At 64.8% G+C, this 16400-nt stretch carries 16 protein-coding genes; 12 read left to right on the forward strand and 4 right to left on the reverse strand.

Going from position 1 to position 16400, the window contains the following annotated elements; translation table 11 throughout:
• Positions 1–120 precede the first annotated feature (120 nt).
• From AOA14_RS12780 to AOA14_RS12815, 9 genes are all read left to right on the forward strand, one after another.
• Entirely contained in the window at positions 121–2175 is a 2055-nt protein-coding gene (locus AOA14_RS12780; RefSeq protein WP_062902090.1) for a S46 family peptidase, read from the forward strand.
• Between the two features lie 111 nt (positions 2176–2286).
• Entirely contained in the window at positions 2287–2595 is a 309-nt protein-coding gene (locus AOA14_RS19835; RefSeq protein WP_202988258.1) for a hypothetical protein, read from the forward strand.
• Between the two features lie 189 nt (positions 2596–2784).
• Positions 2785–3108: a ParB/Srx family N-terminal domain-containing protein gene (locus tag AOA14_RS12785; protein WP_062902091.1), complete on the forward strand. Its 324-nt coding sequence runs from the start codon at positions 2785–2787 to the stop codon at positions 3106–3108.
• Positions 3105–3578: a hypothetical protein gene (locus AOA14_RS12790; RefSeq protein WP_062902092.1), complete on the forward strand. Its 474-nt coding sequence runs from the start codon at positions 3105–3107 to the stop codon at positions 3576–3578. Before AOA14_RS12785 ends, AOA14_RS12790 begins: the two co-directional genes overlap by 4 nt.
• A 23-nt stretch (positions 3579–3601) precedes the next feature.
• Positions 3602–3988, forward strand: a complete 387-nt coding sequence (locus tag AOA14_RS19840) for a hypothetical protein (RefSeq protein WP_062902093.1) — start codon at positions 3602–3604, stop codon at positions 3986–3988.
• Positions 3958–4293: a DNA-methyltransferase gene (locus tag AOA14_RS12800; protein ID WP_062902094.1), complete on the forward strand. Its 336-nt coding sequence runs from the start codon at positions 3958–3960 to the stop codon at positions 4291–4293. The genes AOA14_RS19840 and AOA14_RS12800 overlap by 31 nt, the downstream gene beginning before the upstream one ends.
• A 119-nt stretch (positions 4294–4412) precedes the next feature.
• Complete coding sequence (locus AOA14_RS12805) at positions 4413–4823, forward strand: DUF5681 domain-containing protein (RefSeq protein WP_062902095.1); 411 nt, start codon at positions 4413–4415, stop codon at positions 4821–4823.
• Between the two features lie 252 nt (positions 4824–5075).
• Positions 5076–5762, forward strand: a complete 687-nt coding sequence (locus AOA14_RS19845) for a hypothetical protein (protein WP_202988259.1) — start codon at positions 5076–5078, stop codon at positions 5760–5762.
• Positions 5759–6697, forward strand: coding sequence for a type IV secretory system conjugative DNA transfer family protein (locus tag AOA14_RS12815; RefSeq protein ID WP_062902097.1), 939 nt, complete (start codon positions 5759–5761; stop codon positions 6695–6697). Before AOA14_RS19845 ends, AOA14_RS12815 begins: the two co-directional genes overlap by 4 nt.
• A gap of 293 nt (positions 6698–6990) precedes the next feature.
• Here the strand turns inward: AOA14_RS12815 and AOA14_RS12820 are convergent, their stop codons facing one another.
• From AOA14_RS12820 to AOA14_RS12835, 4 genes are all read right to left on the reverse strand, one after another.
• Entirely contained in the window at positions 6991–8181 is a 1191-nt protein-coding gene (locus tag AOA14_RS12820) for an IS91 family transposase (protein ID WP_062902098.1), read from the reverse strand.
• A gap of 5 nt (positions 8182–8186) precedes the next feature.
• On the reverse strand, positions 8187–9095 hold the full coding sequence (locus tag AOA14_RS12825) for a tyrosine-type recombinase/integrase (RefSeq protein ID WP_062902099.1): 909 nt from the start codon (positions 9093–9095) through the stop codon (positions 8187–8189).
• 522 nt (positions 9096–9617) lie between these two features.
• Entirely contained in the window at positions 9618–11102 is a 1485-nt protein-coding gene (locus AOA14_RS12830) for a peroxidase family protein (RefSeq protein ID WP_062902100.1), read from the reverse strand.
• A 360-nt stretch (positions 11103–11462) separates the two neighbouring features.
• Positions 11463–12170, reverse strand: coding sequence for a Crp/Fnr family transcriptional regulator (locus AOA14_RS12835; protein WP_003039380.1), 708 nt, complete (start codon positions 12168–12170; stop codon positions 11463–11465).
• 298 nt (positions 12171–12468) lie between these two features.
• Here AOA14_RS12835 and AOA14_RS12840 point away from each other — a divergent pair, with 298 nt between their 5' ends.
• The 3 genes from AOA14_RS12840 to AOA14_RS12850 are packed head-to-tail and all read left to right on the forward strand — an operon-like array spanning position 12469 to position 16304.
• Positions 12469–12819 (forward strand): cupin domain-containing protein, encoded by a 351-nt coding sequence (locus AOA14_RS12840; protein WP_003039377.1) that lies wholly within the window; start codon positions 12469–12471, stop codon positions 12817–12819.
• A 42-nt stretch (positions 12820–12861) separates the two neighbouring features.
• On the forward strand, positions 12862–15114 hold the full coding sequence (locus AOA14_RS12845) for a nitric-oxide reductase large subunit (RefSeq protein WP_003039373.1): 2253 nt from the start codon (positions 12862–12864) through the stop codon (positions 15112–15114).
• On the forward strand, positions 15111–16304 hold the full coding sequence (locus AOA14_RS12850; RefSeq protein WP_003039370.1) for an NnrS family protein: 1194 nt from the start codon (positions 15111–15113) through the stop codon (positions 16302–16304). Before AOA14_RS12845 ends, AOA14_RS12850 begins: the two co-directional genes overlap by 4 nt.
• The last annotated feature ends 96 nt before the right edge of the window (positions 16305–16400 follow it).

Consider the following 16400-nt stretch of genomic DNA (forward strand, 5'->3'; position numbering starts at 1 on the left):
TCCTGGCGAACGCGAAATTGGCGGTGGCGATTGCGGCCGATCGGGCGCAAGGTGCGCGCCACCCCCGACGCGGGCGCTTCCCGCGCGGGATGTCGATGATTCAAATGATGGATTTTGCCAATGACCCGATATCGCCCCATTTCGTTCGCCGCGGCCGCGCTCGCCGGCGCTGCTCTGCTTGCCCCTCCCGCCCTCGCCGAAGAGGGGATGTGGACCTTTGATGCCTTTCCGGCGCAGCAGGTGAAGCAGACGTATGGCTGGGCGCCCGACCAGGCGTGGCTGGGCAAGGTGCAGGCGGCGGCGGTGCGTCTGACTGGCGGCTGTTCGGCAAGCTTCGTATCGGCCGAAGGCCTGATCCTGACCAACCACCATTGCGTCGCAAGCTGCCTGTTCGACAATTCGAAGGCGGGCGCCGACTATCTCAACGACGGGTATGTCGCCGACCGCCGCGACATGGAGCTCAAATGCCCCGGTCAGCAGGCCGAGGTCGTCACCAGCATCGGCGACGTGACCGGGGCCCTCAAGGCGGCGATGGGATCGCTCGCGGGCGAAGCGCTGACGAAGGCGCGCGATGCGAAGATCGCCGAAATCGAAAAGAGCGGTTGTCCCGACACCGACAAGACGCGCTGCCAGGTCGTCACCCTGTTCGGCGGCGGTCAGTACAAGCTCTACAAATATCGCAAATATTCCGACGTGCGGCTGGCATGGGCGCCTGAGGATCGCGCCGCGACCTTCGGCGGCGATCCCGACAATTTCAACTTCCCGCGCTATTCGCTCGATGCAAGCTTCCTGCGCGCTTACGAGAATGGCAAGCCGGTCGCGACGCCCGCGCACCTGCAATGGAACCCGCGCGCGCCGCGTGAGGGCGAGATGACCTTCGTCGTCGGCAATCCCGGTTCGACCAGCCGGCTCTACACGACCAGCCAGCTTGCGTTCGAGCGCGAACTGCGCCTGCCGATTACGGTGACGACCTATTCCGAACTGCGCGGCCGCCTGCTGCGCGCGATGGAGGAAAGCAAGGATCATGAGCGCGAAGGGCTCGATCTGCTCAACGGGCTCGAAAACAGCCTGAAAGTCTATATCGGCCGCCAGAAGGCGCTGAACGACCCGGCCTTCACCGCGACATTGGTCGCCAAGGAGGACGAGCTGAAGGAGAAGAGCGCGGGGAATGCCGCGATCGGCGATCCCTGGTCGTCGGTCGACAAGGCGGTCGGCGCCTATCGCTCGCTCTATTTGCCGGCGCGCTTCACCAATCCGATGAGCGATCTTTATGGCTATGCCGAAACGCTCGTCTATGCGGCGCAGGAGCGCTCGAAGCCCAATAGCGAGCGCCTGCCCGGCTACACCGACAGCGCTCTGCCGCTGACCAAGAAGAGCCTGCTCGATGCGAAGCCGGTCTATCCCTGGCTCGACGAGCTGACGCTCGAATGGAGCCTGTCGAAGGCGCGTGAATATCTGGGTGCCGACGATCCGGACACCAAATTGCTGCTCGGTCAGGAAAGCCCCGAGCAGCTTGCCAAGCGGCTGGTCGAAGGATCGAAGCTCGCCGATCCCGCCTATCGTCAGATATTGTGGGACGGCGGACTCGCCGCGATCGAGGCCAGCGACGATCCGATGATCCGCTTCGCGCTGCGCCTCGCACCGCGCCAGCGCGCGCTCAAGAAGGCGGTCGACGAAGCCTATGGCGGCCCGCTTGCGGTCGCCGGCGGCAAGATCGCCGACGCGCGCTTCGCCGCCTATGGCGACACGCTCTATCCCGACGCGACCTTCACGCTGCGCATTTCCTATGGTCAGGTGAAGGGCTGGATGGAGCGCGGCAATGCGGTGCCGATCGCAACCACGATGGGTGGCACCTTCGACCGCGCGACGGGCAACCCGCCGTTCGACCTCGCCCCGGCTTTTGCGGCGAAAAAGGCGGCCATCGATCCGGCGGTCACCTATGACTTCGTGACGACCAATGACATCATCGGCGGCAATTCCGGCTCGCCGGTGATCGACAGGGCCGGTACCGTCATCGGCGCCGCGTTCGACGGCAATATCCACTCGCTCGGCGGCAATTACGGTTACGACGGCACGCTCAACCGTACCGTGGTCGTTTCGACCGCTGCGGTGCAGGAAGCGCTCGAAACCATCTATCCCGCGCCGGCGCTGATGAAGGAGCTTGCGGGCAAATAGCGATGCCTGCTTCGCCGCGGAGGTGATGCAGACAGGTTGCGGCGGGCGGCGGACTAACCGTCGCCCGCCGCAGCGGACTCATCTCGATGGTCGGGCTTAAGCGCGACAACAATGGCCGAAAGCGCCGACGCTAACGGCGCGCCCCGCGGGGTAATTCCAAGTGAATGCCAATTTTTGAAGTCCCGCAGGACTGTTTGGTGCGCCACGCAGTCCGCCGAGCTTTGCTCTCTCAATTTGAAGCGCAAATTTCGCGAGATTTTCGCTGTTTATGTACATTACAGCGTAAAATCGCTGACTGAATTCCCTTCGAAGCATCACAAAAGGCTGAAACGGGCAGGGATTGCAATGGTTTCCCAAGATGCGCGCATGAACGCGGGTTACAAATTAACAGGGAAACGAGCGCCAAACAAAGATGCCTGATCACCGTAGCCGCGCGCGATCACGCTGGCGCGCGAGCCAGACAACGCACGGACGCTTGCGTTCCAGATGAGCGCTGGCTAATATTGGGAACGAGAGTAATTGCTCCGATCGCAGGCCAAAGAGCCTAGCGCCCCGCCAAGGACAACAGAAGTCTCGCCAATGCGGCGTGACCAGTTGGATTGTCCTATCATGGAAAATATCAAGTTGGAGTTCCTCGCGCCGGGCGAGATCAAGCCGCGCATTCGCGCCTACCGTAAGCACAGCCCAAAGCAAGTCGATCTCATCGCTCGGTCGTTGAAAGAGCGGGGCTGTATCGAACCTGTCTTGGTTGACAGCCAGAACCGCATCGTTTGCGGCGAAGCCGTGGTTGCCGCAGCTGGGCAAATTGGCCTCAACCGCCTGCCGGTCGTGCGAGCCGGTCACCTTAGCGATGACCAATTGCGGGCTTATGCGGTGGCGGCGAACAGGCTGATGTACTTGCCGACGTACACGCGAGGCGCGTCACGATCGTGAAGGACGCGGCGCTGGAATTGGCGGCGTTCAGCATCAATAGCGGGGGCCTGCAAGACGCGTTCTCCCCCGCGACCATGGGCAGTGCCGCACTAGAGCGCTTTGACCTCTTGTCGATGCGGTGGCGCACAGGCCAGGATGTCGTAGGTCACGGTGCGTTCAAGGCAAGCTATGCTGGCACCACCTATTTTTACCGGGCGCCGTCGGGCGCGACCTACAGCGCTTCCTATGAGCTCGTTAAACTAGCCGCGGCACGTGCCGCCGGCGTGCGCCTCCACGCGTACGACGAGGCATCGAGGGAATTCTCAAGCGTCCTGGGATGTGAACCGCAAGGCTTGCCCGGCCGGGCTCTCGTCGCGTGTTCGGGATCACTGCCTCGCATCGAGCCAGGGCTTTCCATCTATCGCGACGTCGGCCCTGACGTAGCCTCGCGCGTCCTTGAGTTTCTTTACAACGGAGAGTTGCCGTCGTGATTTCGCGTACACCCCGCACCGTGATGAACTACGTCCGCGACGCGTATCTTCGCTACTACGACACGGCATTCTGGATGCGCGATGAAGCCATCATGGCCGAGCGTAAGAAATTGCTGCTCGAGCCTGGCGTCATGGCGCAGGAGCCGCTCCTTGAGGCGGTCCCGGTCTATCCGTCGGTAACGCCGGTGGCAGAGGCATGTGAGCGCGCGGGCTTGTCGTCTTGGACTGGCGATCGACTAGGGCAGGTGGTGTTCGGCAAACCAGGCATTGCGCTCCGCGAGCACCAGGCGCAAGCACTCGAATACGCGATCAAGGGCGACGCCGAGGGAAGAAAGAACGTCGTCGTTACGTCGGGCAGCATGGCCGGTACCGGACCAACGTGTGGGACTATGCGGGCGTCAATTCGCTGAAGGCCGATCGCGACGAGGAACTCGCGATGCATCCGACGGTGAAGCCCGTGGCGATGGTTGCCGACGCGATCCGCGACTGTTCGCGCCGCGGCGGGGTCATCCTCGACGCGTTTTCGGGCTCGGGAACGACCATCATTGCGGCGGAGCAGACGGGTCGGCGGGCTCGAGCGATCGAACTCGATCCACGATATGTCGACGTCGCGATCCGGCGCTGGCAGCATCTGACCGGCGGCAAGGCGACGCTTGCCGGATCGGACAGCACATTCGACGAGCTGTCCGAAATGGTCGCGGACCTGGAAGAATGAGAATGAGCGGCGCGGGCGTCATGCCCGCGCCGCTCATTTCATTTGTGCTGCTATTGCCGTGAGTGAAGTTCTGGGAACTTCGTGCCACGCGTCTTCGACATCGGCACGAGGAGAAATCGATGAACGACGAAGATGATTACAAGGTCGGCTACGGCAAGCCGCCGAAGCAGCACCAGTTCAAAAAGGGAGTATCCGGCAATCCAACAGGTCGACCTCCCAAGGTTCCGCAAGACAATGACCTGAAGTCCATTCTTGAAAGAGTTGGAAATGAAGTGGTCGAGATCAACGGTCGGCCCGTTACCCTCCTCGAGCTCAACCTGATGACGATGCAGCGGAAAGCCGCCAAGGGCGATGTGCCGGCAAGCCGGCATCTTGCCAAGCTGCGCGCCGATGCGGGCGTTGGCAAACTTGACACTCTCTGTGGCGTCCTGGTCGTGCCCGGCAAGATGCCGTTGGAGCAATGGAGTGCGGCTGCCGCAATTCAGCAGTCGAAGTACCGCGTCAAGAATGTCGATGACGAGTTGGGATGAGGTTAGGCGGGAAACCGCCGAGGAGATCAGCGTGCCGGGCGGTACGCGGTGCCCGAGCGGTAGCGCTGCGGTTCGGCGCTCAGGTCTCTACGCCTTTAGAAATCCTTGAAACTTGCGCAAGGACGTCCGACTATCCGCGTGAGAGAATGGCAGAAACTTTAATGAGCCGCGACGCCCGTTGGAGCCATGGGGTCCCTTCTGAATGCGCGCGGGTCGATCAAGGCGAAGCCATTTGCAGGGGATGAAGTTCGCATGATTCTGGATATGCGTTGGCCGACGCCACCGCTGGTCGGGCCCTGGCACGAACTCGCCGAAGATGTGGCCGATGCGTTTCGCGGGGTGCTGGAGAGCGATGGCAGCTTTGCAAGCGCGGCATGTCCGCCCGGCGAGATCGGCGCGTTTCGCGTCCATCCGCTGCTTTTCTGGCCGGACTGGATGTGGGTGGATGCGCTGATCGAGGAGACCGGTGCGGCCTCGAAGGTCATATCCTTTCTCTACGGCCCTCACGGTCCGCACAAACTCGATGGCACATCGCGCATCTTCCACGATGTCAACGATCTCATATCTATCCGGATCGAAAAGGCCGAGGTCGTGTGTGATTATCTGCGGGTGTTCTGCAGCGCCGTCCGGATGGAGGACAAGCCATTTTTTATCATCGAATCGCCCGGCCGGCTCCAGCAGCTCATCTACCCGTTCGACTTGCCTGAAAGCGCGGTCCCGCTCGCGAGGCCGCTGGAGGCCGTTCGCCAGCGCGACGGATGGAAAATTCACGCGCTCGTTCTCTTCGGCGCTACCCTGTTCGAGGCGACCTTTCTGATCTCGACCTACGGCCTCGTCGACATGATCGACGACAAGCTGCTGACCGACGGTCTTCCCGATCATCCTATCCGGTTCGACGGGATATTCTATCGTCAGACCGGCGCAGGAGCAACGCAATGAGCGCCTTGGCCGACCAGTTCGGGGCAAAGACCCCCTCCACGCTCAAATTGCCCGAAACCATCGAAGGCGATGGCTTGCTCGTCGGCTGGTCGCTCGAGACCCGTCCCAGGCAGCGGCCCATCGGATTCAGCTTCGGCGCCGACGCAGGCGCGTCGGACCTTGCCGCGCGCCCCATACTTCTCGAAGGCGAGGGGCATTTGATCACCATCGCCCCGACCGGTGCCGGCAAGGGCATCGGCTGCGTGGTCCCGGCGCTGCTTCGGCACAGGGGACCCGCGATCGTCATCGACCCCAAGGGCGAGAATGCCGCGATTACCGCACGCCGTCGGCGCGAGCTCGGGCAGCAGGTTATCGTGCTCGATCCGATCGGAATTACATCCTTTCCCGGCGACTGTCTCAACCCGCTCGATCTGATCGATCCGCATTCGGCGACGGCCGTCGATGAGGCGCATGTTCTCATCGATCAATTGCTCGCATTTACCAATGACCGCGACAAATTCTGGCAGGGGCGCGCGCGCCAGTTGCTCGTCGGGGCGCTGTTTCACCTGCTGACCGATATGCCCAAGTCAGACCATAATCTGGGCCGGCTGCGGCAGATCGTGAACGGCGCAGCCGAGAGCAACGGGGCTTTGCTCGTCGAGGCCCTGGAAGGCTCGCGCCATCCCGAGGCGCGCAATACGGGCCAGCTCTTCAAGATCAGCGCACCGGAAACCCTTGGCGGCATCGTCGCATTTGCGCAGGAAGCGATCGACTTCCTGCGCGGGCCTGCGCGTTCCTTCGCGGCGTGTGTCATAGCCGGTAACGAATGCTTTTCGGAAGCTCCGTTAAGAGATCGAGCGGCCAGCTTTGGTTGCCGCCAGCCATGGTCACCCGGGCGAGGCGACAGTCCGCTTCTCTCAACATTCCGCCAAAAGCGGCCCGACTGCAAACGTTGAGAGTTTCAGACGCCGCCAGGCGTCAGAAAGTCTTCGGTGCCCGAACCGCGGTGGTCATGAGCCGAGCTATGGGGAAAGCTGTTTTGCGCTGATGCTGGGGTAGCCAGATGCCGCCCAAAAGCAGGCGCATCTGAGAACGGACCGTCTGAATTTAGATCGCGAAAGCGGACGCTGAAAGTCGGACCGTCCGATTTTGCGGTTCCGGCGTCTGCTATTGGGCAGCACCGGCGCGAGCGGGTCCGCTTCCAGGCGCGGGTGCGCGCTGGATCGTGTCGGTGCCAGGCCGTGCCGGGTCACGGCGCATGTGTCCCGGGTGCGAGGGATGGCGGTGGCGGCGCGCGGGGCTGATAGCGGCGCTCGAACACTTCGATGATGATCATGATGCCGCCGCAGCACGGACAGGTCGGTCGGGGCTCTGCATCGTCGGCGGGCTCGACGGTCGGCGGAGGTGCGACATCGAGCAGGCGGCGCGCGCGTTCGAGATGGTCCTTGCGGCGTGCGCTGGCGAGGAGGCCATAGTGGCGGATGCGGTGGAACCCGCGCGGCAGGGCGTGGAGGAGAAAGCGGCGGATGAACTCGTCGGCGGCGAGGGTCATGACCTGCTGCCGTCCGGCGCCGGCCTTGCGGTAATCCTTGTAGCGGAAGGTGACCCCGGCCTCGTCGAAGCGAAGGAGGCGGCTGCTCGATATGGCGACGCGGTGGGTGTAGCGCGCGAGGTAAGCGAGCACGGCCTCGGGGCCCGCGAATGGCGGCTTGGCATAGACCACCCAGCGCTTCTTCCTGACGGGTGAGAGGTGCCGCAGGAATGCACGCCGCTCGGCAAGATCCGACATGCTGCCGTAGAATGCGAGCTGCCCGCGATCATGGAGGGCGCGCAGCCGGGTGAGGAACAGGCGTCGGAAGAGCGCGCCAAGGACGCGGACCGGGAGCAGGAAGGCGGGGCGCGCCGATATCCAGCGCGTTCCATCGCGCGATATGCCGCCGCCGGGCACGATCATGTGGATGTGCGGATGATGGGTGAGCGCCGAGCCCCAGGTATGGAGGACGGCGGTGATGCCGATCCGGGCGCCGAGGTGCTTGGGATCAGCGGCGATGGTCAGCATCGTATCGGCCGCGGCCTTGAACAGCAGATCATAGACCAGCGCCTTGTTGTAATAGGCGATCGCGGCAACCTCGGCAGGGAGGGTGAACACGACATGGAAGTAACCGACCGGGAGGAGATCGGCCTCGCGCGCCTCGAGCCAGCTGCGCGCGGCGGCGCCCTGGCATCTGGGGCAGTGGCGGTTGCGGCAGCTGTTGTACGCGATCCGCCAGTGCCCGCAGTCGGTGCAAGCCTCGACGTGGCCACCCAAAGCGGCGGTGCGGCAATGTTCGATCGCCGACATGATCTTGAGCTGATGCAGGCTGAGATGCCCGGTATGGGACGTGCGATACGCAGGGCCAGCAGCACGGAAGATGTCGGCGACCTCGAGCGAGGCGCGCATCAGCCTCAGCCGTCGGGTGCATCCTCGCTGGGCGATGCGAGCGCGAGCCTGTCGAGCGGGCTGACGATCGACCGCACGGTCTTGGTCGCGACCTGCGTGTAGAAGGCGGTGGTGTTTAGCTTGGCATGGCCGAGCAGCGCCTGGATGACGCGGATATCGACGCCGTCCTCGAGCAGATGGGTGGCGAAGCTGTGGCGCAGCGTATGCGGTCCGACGCGCTTGTCGATATCCGCGGCCTCCGCAGCTTCGACGACGACGCGGTAGAGCTGACGCGTGCTGATCGGAGCCGCGGCGCTCTGTCCGGGGAACAGCCAGCCATCGGGAACGAGGATGCCCTGCTGCCGTCCGGCGCGCCACCAGTCGCGCAGGAGCAGGAGCAGCCCTTCGGGCAGCATGGCGTTGCGGTAGCGGCCGCCTTTACCGCGCTCGATCCTGAGCAGCATGCGCTTGCTGTCGATATCGCTGACCTTCAGCGCCGACACCTCGGCGACGCGCAAGCCCGCGCCGTAAGCGACCGAGAGCGCGGCCTGGTGCTTGAGCGAGCGCGTCGCATCGAGCAGGCGCTTCACCTCGGCCATGGTCAGCACGACCGGTATCTTGCGAACCTGCCTGGTGCGGACGAGCTTGCGCGCGAGATCGGGGCGGTCGAGCGTGTGCGTGAAGAAGAACCGCAATGCGCCGACGATGCTGTTCATGGTCGGCGCCGGGACGCCCGCCTGTTGCTGCTCGATCTGGAACTGCCGGATATCCTCGGCGCTCGCGGTGTGGGGCGAGCGCCCGAGCCAGGTCGCGAACCGCCCGACGTCGCGAAGATAGTTACGCTGCGTCTCCTTCGAGAAGCGCCGCATGGTCATATCGTCGATCAGGCGCTGGCGCAGCGGGCTGATCGGGCCAATCTGGACAAGCTCGTTCATCGTTCGACTCCTCAGTTGAAGGAGTCGAAAGGGTCTGCCTGTGGCCGCAGACGTTCAATCAGGCGCGGCGCTCGCTCAGCGCTTTACATCGAGGCTAGCGCCAATCCGCGATAGCGGTTCGTGCAGCGGCCACTACCTCTTGTTGGGACAAGGTATTCCTGCGAATGTAGGCATATATTTGACTCTGACAGGACGAGCCAATGACGGAGTGCCGGCCGCCTCACACCCGAGCCCAATGTGGTCGGGGCTATCGAGCGTCGACGGACTGCCATGGAACACCGATAGAGCTGATAAATGCCACCGGCGGCGGCAAGCTTGATGCAATCGTTCGGCATTATCGAGAGAATTACTCGAAGGACGTTCAGGACGAGATGTCCTATTTCGGCGACACCGGCATGGATCTCCCCCGGCAGGCTGCATCCGCGCGAGGCGATAATCCCGGGCGGGGGGGGGGGGGAGGGCACAAATTGGCCGCCGGCAATAGGCGCACGATGCCGGCGGCCAATCTTCGCGGACCGCTCTCTACGCAACCTTCGCGTAATGCAGCAGGTCGACCATCCTGAAATCGTCGCCCGTCTTCGACGCATCGACGGTCGGCAGGAAGGGCTGCCATTCGGGATCCTGTGCCAGATAGGAGCCCTTGTCGCCGTCGAGCAGCCCGAGGAACACCTCGGTCACGATCCGCGCCCCGACCGGGCCGAGCCGCTCGCCATTCTCCACCGTCTGCGCCTCGCGGAGGATGTAGAACCAGAGCGGCGTGCGGTCGTCGAAGCCGTGAGGCTTGAGGTCGGCAAGGTCGCCCTTCGACAGCTCAGGCAGCTTCATCGCGCGGGCGACGCGCTGGCCCGAGGGGAGCGCGAAGGTCAGGTGACGCAGCAGGTTGCGCTGCGCGAGCGACGCCGGGTTGGTCTTGGGATCGGGGTTGGGCACCACCGAGCCCGGCAGGCGGAAGAGCGCGGTCGACAGCGTCGTGTCGATCTTCTTGTTCGGCTTCACATTGCCGTCGGCGAAGTCGAAGAAGGTCGGCCAGTCGACGAAACGCCGCGGCGCGCGGCAGCCGCCCGACAGGTCGTCGGGATCGTCGGGGTCCGACGGGGTGGGCTTGAAGATCATCGCGAAGAAGGGATTGCCGCCGTTGCCGGTGAAGTTCGCGCGGTAGGACGGGCGGATCTGGCTGTGCCCGAAACGATAGGCGGCGACCGAGAATTCGACCGGAATATAGGGCTCGTTGTGCCAGCTGTAATATTTGCGCCCGTTCTGCAGCACATCGTCGACCACCGCATCGCCGCAGGTCCGGCGCAGGAACTCATGGACTACGATCCATTGATAATGCCAGCGCACGATCCGCTGCGCCTCGGCGAAAATCTCGTCGGAGCCGGTCAGCTTGATCTTGGTCTTCACATAATCGACGACCTCGTTGTGGAATTTCAGGAACGCGACCTGGAGCTGGCTGATGATGAGATTTTCATCATCGCGCGGATCGCCGATCAACGCGACCTTCTGGCTGTTGCGCGGCAGGTCGAACTTGTTCGCGGTGCCCGTCGCTTCGAGCAGGAATTTGCCGCCCTTGCCGCCTCGCGTGTCGTAGAGATGCGGGCTGCCGCCCGGCCCGGCGCCGTAGACATTGTCGAGGCCGAGGCTCGGCGTGCGGAAATTGGCGATCTGTTCGGGATCGGCCTGCCGTTCGAGGCTGGAGGTCGGGTCGAACGTCATGTCATGGTCGAGGAACTGGCCGAGGAAGGTGAAGCCCGCGGTCAGGTTGGGGTTGTCGCTGTTCTTCGCCGACAGCGCCGGGTTGGTGATGAGCTCGGCGGGCGTCTTGGCCAGATTGTCCTTGGAATCCATGATCCCGCCAGGCTTGCCGATCTCCATCAGCGCGGCGCGGACATCGGGGGTATCGGCGGCGAAGGGGGGCAATTCGCCGAACATGCGGCCGAAGCGGCCAGCGTCGGAATATTTTGAGCGCGGCGGAACGATGTCGCGCGGATATACGCCGTGACGAGGCATGGCAGTCTCTCCTGCTATCTAGCTATGCTGTTGCGATTTTTGGGAGGGCTTCGCCGTCAAGGAGACGGCGCGCATCCGCTGTTCTGGCACGACACCAAGACGGGCAGGTTGCGCGCGCGACGGGCGCTTTCAAAGATAAAAGAGGCTTAATGCCGCGTTAGGCTGACAGGGAGGTGCTTTAACGCGACCAAGTGCGCGCGGTCTGTCTGACGGATTGGCCGGCGTTTCGATCGGGAAAAAGCGGGCTAGCCTTCCAACCGCGCAAGCGGTGTGGTTCCCGGTCCGTCGCGCCGCCGAGCCGGGCAGCGCGGGGGCCTCGGCTTACGGATGCGGATTATGCCGCTGGTTCAGCAACCTCGCTCAGTCCGCCGTCCGTTCGGCGATGCGCCGTAGCTCCGCCTCCGACACAATCGTCAGATGCTGATTCCGGCTGACCAGCAGCCGCCTTCGATCCCATTCGGCGAGCGTTCGGCTCGCGGTGTGGAGCGTGGTCCCCGCGATGTCGGCGATGTCCTTGCGCCGGAGCGGAAAGGCGATCCGCACGCCCTCGTCGTCACGGCAGCCGGCCTGTTCGAGCAGGCGCAGCAGCGTCCGCGCAATGCGGCGCTCGGCGCTCTGCGTCGCGAGCTCGCGCAATCGCTCCTGCGCTTCGCCGAGGCGCTTGCCGATGATGCCGGCCATGTTGATCGCGACCTGCGATTGCCGCCGCATCAGCGCGAGCAGATCGGCGGGATCCCAGCTGATCTCGACCGAGTCGACCATCGCGGTCGCATCGGCGGGATAGAGCCCGTCGGTGAGGAACGGGACGCAGCCGAAAATCTCGCCGGCCCCGATAAGACGCACGAGTATCTCTTCGCCGTCGCTCCCAACCTGCGAGATACGCACACAGCCTGCGAGCAGCGCGTGCGCGCGGCCGGCGCGCTCGCCCTGGCCGAAAATGCGGGTGTCATGCGGCAGTTCGCGCAACCGTCCCGATGCGATCACCTCTTCGCGCGTGGCCGACGGCAGTCCGGCCAGCAGCGCGAGAGTGCGGATCGTCCTGGGATCGACGGAGGTTCGGGCGGCCATGACTCGCTTCTAACGGCGCCGGAGCAAAAGTGGAGCTCTTTGCGCCAGCGCAAATCGGCGTGTCGCGCCTGTGCTAGAAGCGTCGCCATCGGGGATCGGAAGGACCCCGGCGAAAACAGGCGAAGGAGGATGGCATGGTCTGTCCCGAATGCGGAGAAGTGATCGGATCAGGACCGCTCGATCTGCGGCGCTCCGCGCCCTTACGACAGGATGGCGCTGTGTTGCTCCTGCGCCGGTCGATCGGTGAGACGCTCGCGCGTGCAAGGCGCCTCGCTCGCCGCTGGGTGCGCGCCTGACGATGGCACAGCCCCATTGCCGCTCGGGCGACATTGCCCGGCTCGGACCGGTTGGCGACGCCGCCACGCACAGCGTGGCGCTCGCGCGCACCGCGTCATTCGAGGCGATTCACCTCGTCGTTCGCGCCGGAAGCTCGATCGCCCCGCATCAGGTCACGGGATCGATGACGCTATACTGCATCGCGGGCCATGTGCGTTTCGAGGGCGGCTCGCCGTCCGAGCTTCGGGCGGGCGACTGGCTATTCCTCGAACCGGGAACCCCGCATGCGCTCGCAGCGGTCGCGGACACGTCGCTGCTGCTGACGATCCTGTTCGACGAACCCGGTGCCGAGGCCGCGGCGCCGGCGGGCTAATCGCATGTTCTGCAGATAATGGCTTAGAAACAGGGGGTTGCAATGGGCGAATATCGCAAGCTTTGGTGGACGTTGATCGCGGTGCTGACCGTGACCTTCGCCATATTGGGGGTGGCCGGCGCCGAAGTCTATCGCAAGGCGCCGCCGATCCCCGCGAAGGTCGTCAGCGCCTCGGGCGCGCTCCTGATGACCCACGACGATATCATGGCGGGGCAGGCGGCGTGGCAGAGCACCGGCGGGATGCAGCTCGGTTCGATCTGGGGCCACGGCGCCTACCAGGCGCCCGACTGGTCGGCCGACTGGCTGCACCGCGAACTCACCGCCTGGCTGAGCCTTGCGGCTGAGGACGGCTATGGCAAGCCGTTCGACGATCTTGCCGTCGAGCAGAAGGCGGCGCTGACCTATCAGCTCAAGCAGGAATATCGGCATAACGCCCTCGATCCGGCGACCGGCGTCGTCACCGTGTCGGACCGCCGCGCCCGCGCGCTTGCGATCGTCGCGGCGCATTATGACGCGCTCTACGGCACCGATCCGGCGCTGCGCGAAATGCGCGATAATTATGCGATGAAAGAGGATACGCTGCCGAGCGCGGAGAAGCGGCAGAAGCTGGCCGACTTCTTCTTCTGGACCGCGTGGGCGGCGTCGACCGAGCGGCCGGGGACGGTCGCGACCTACACCAACAACTGGCCGCCCGAGCCGTTGATCGGCAACCAGCCGACGCCGGAGAATATTCTCTGGTCGCTCGCCTGTGTCGTCATCCTGATCGCGGGCGTGGGCTCGCTGATCTGGGGCTGGGCGTTTCTGCGCCGCCACGAAGACACGCCGCTCGCCCCTGCCGACAAGGATCCGCTGACGCTCGCGGCGCTGACCCCGTCGCAGCGCGCGCTCGGCAAATATCTGTTCGTCGTCGCCGCGCTGTTCATCTTCCAGGTCTTCATCGGTGGCTTCACCGCGCATTACACGATCGAGGGACAGAGCTTCTACGGCATCGATGTCTCGCAGTGGTTCCCCTATGCACTGACCCGCACCTGGCATGTGCAGAGCGCGGTACTGTGGATAGCGACCGCTTTCCTCGCCGCCGGGCTGTTCCTCGCGCCGGTGGTCCACGGCGGCGATCCGAAGCATCAGAAGCTCGGCGTCGACCTGCTCTTCTGGGCGCTGATCCTCGTCGTCGCCGGCTCGTTCGCGGGCAATTATCTCGCCATCGCGCACGCGATGCCCGAGAGGCTGAGCTTCTGGCTCGGGCATCAGGGCTATGAATTTCTCGATCTCGGCCGCGTCTGGCAAATCGCGCTGTTCGCGGGGCTGCTCTTCTGGCTGGTGCTGATGCTGCGCGGCATGATGCCCGCGCTGCGGCGCGAAAAGGAAGGCGACCGGAGCCTGCTCCTGCTGCTCACCGTCTCGACGGTCGCGATCGGGCTCTTCTACGGCTCGGGTCTCTTCTATGGCGAGCGCACCCACATCACGATCATGGAATATTGGCGCTGGTGGGTCGTCCACCTGTGGGTCGAGGGCATCTTCGAGGTCTTCGCGACCGCCGCCATCGCCTTCATCTTCGCCTCGATGGGCCTCGTGTCGAAACGGATCGCGACCGCGGCCAGCCTCGCTTCGGCCTCGCTGTTCATGGTCGGCGGGGTGCCGGGCACCTTCCATCATCTCTATTTCTCGGGGACGACGACCCCGGTGATGGCGGTCGGCGCGGCGTTCAGCGCGCTCGAGGTCGTACCGCTGATCGTGCTCGGCTACGAGGCGTGGGAGCATTGGAGCCTGCGCGACCGCGCGCCGTGGATGCGCTCGCTGCGCTGGCCCTTGATATGCTTCGTCGCGGTCGCCTTCTGGAACATGCTTGGCGCCGGGGTCTTCGGCTTCATGATCAACACGCCGGTCGCGCTCTTTTACCTCCAGGGGCTCAACACCACCGCGGTTCACGCCCATGCGGCATTGTTCGGGGTCTACGGTTTTCTCGCGCTGGGCTTCACCCTGCTGGTGCTGCGCTACATCCGGCCTGAGATCGCGTTCAACGAGCGGCTGATGCGCACGGGCTTCTGGGGGCTCAACGCGGGGCTGGTGCTGATGATCTTCACCAGCCTGCTGCCGGTCGGCCTGTTCCAGTTCGAGGCGAGCGTGACCACCGGCATGTGGTATGCGCGCAGCGATACCTTCCTGCAGCAGGGCTTCCTCGAAACCTTGCGCTGGGTCCGCACCTTCGGCGACGTGGTGTTCATCGTCGGCGCGGTCGCGATCGCGTGGCAGGTCGTGATCCTCGGCCTGTGGCGGAAGGGCGCGCGGGCATGAATATGGCGATGATGGCCGCCGCGGCGCCCGATGCCGGAGCGCGGTCGCCGCTCTGGCTGCGCGGCGGCTATCGCCTGCTCTTCGGATGCGGCGCGCTGTGGGCGGTCGTCGTCGTGACGTTGTGGGTCGGCGCGCTTGGCGGGCGCTTGACGCTGCCGATCGCGATGGAGCCGCTCGCGTGGCACCAGCACGAGATGCTGTTCGGCTATCTCGGGGCGATCATCGGCGGCTTCGTCAGCGCCGCCATGCCCAACTGGACCGGGCGGCCGACGGTGACGGGCTGGCGGGTCGCGGCGGTCGGCGGCCTGTGGCTGGCGGCGCGGCTGGCGATCCTCTTTTCGGCGACGGTGCCGCCGCTCGTCGGCGCGGTGCTCGATGTCGTCTATCTGCTGATTCTGCTCGCCTATGCGGCGCGCGAGATTTTCGCCTCGGGCAACCGCAACAAGCCGATCCTGATCATCCTTTTCCTGTTCGCCGCCGCCTGCGCGCTCGATCATGCCGCGATGATGGGGGCGCTCGCCGACCCCGCGCTCGGCGTGCATCTGGGCTTTGCGCTGATCCTGCTGCTGATCTCGCTGATCGGCGGGCGCATCACCCCCGCCTTCACGCGCAACTGGCTGATGCGACGGGGGAGCAGCGAGGGCCTGCCGACCTTGCCGAACCGCTTCGACATGGCGGTGATCGGCGCCACCGCGCTCGCGCTCGCGGCGTGGGTCGCGGAGCCAGCCAGCGCCATCGCAGCCGGGTTGCTGATCGCGGCGGGCGTGCTCCAGTTCATTCGCCTCGCGCGCTGGGCGGGGATGAAGGCGCTCAGCGATCCGCTCGTTTTCGTCCTTCACATCTCCTACGCGTGGCTGCCGACGGGGCTGATCCTGCTCGGCTGCGCGACGCTGCATCCGGTGCTGCCGGTGTCGAGCGCGATTCATGCGCTCGGGGCGGGCGCGATGGGGGCGATGACGCTGGCGGTGATGACGCGCGCGACGCGCGGCCATACCGGTTGTCCGCTCGAGGCCGACCGTGCGACGGTCCTCATCTATATTCTCGTTCACGCGGGCGCGCTGCTGCGCGTGGTCGCGCCGCTGCTGCCCTTCGATTATCTGACGGTCATTGCGGCCGCGGGCGGGCTGTGGGCGGCGGCTTTCCTGCTGTTCCTGCTCGTCTATGTGCCAATGGCGGTGCGGCCGCGATAGAAGCCGGCTGCCGCCGCGATTGTCAGCACGCCGGGCCTAAAAGAAGGACCCCGCCAGCGAGGGCGGGGCCAAGGAGGGGAGGTTGCCATGCGGCAA

Source organism: Sphingopyxis terrae subsp. terrae NBRC 15098, assembly GCF_001610975.1.
Taxonomy (GTDB): Bacteria; Pseudomonadota; Alphaproteobacteria; order Sphingomonadales; family Sphingomonadaceae; genus Sphingopyxis; species Sphingopyxis terrae_A.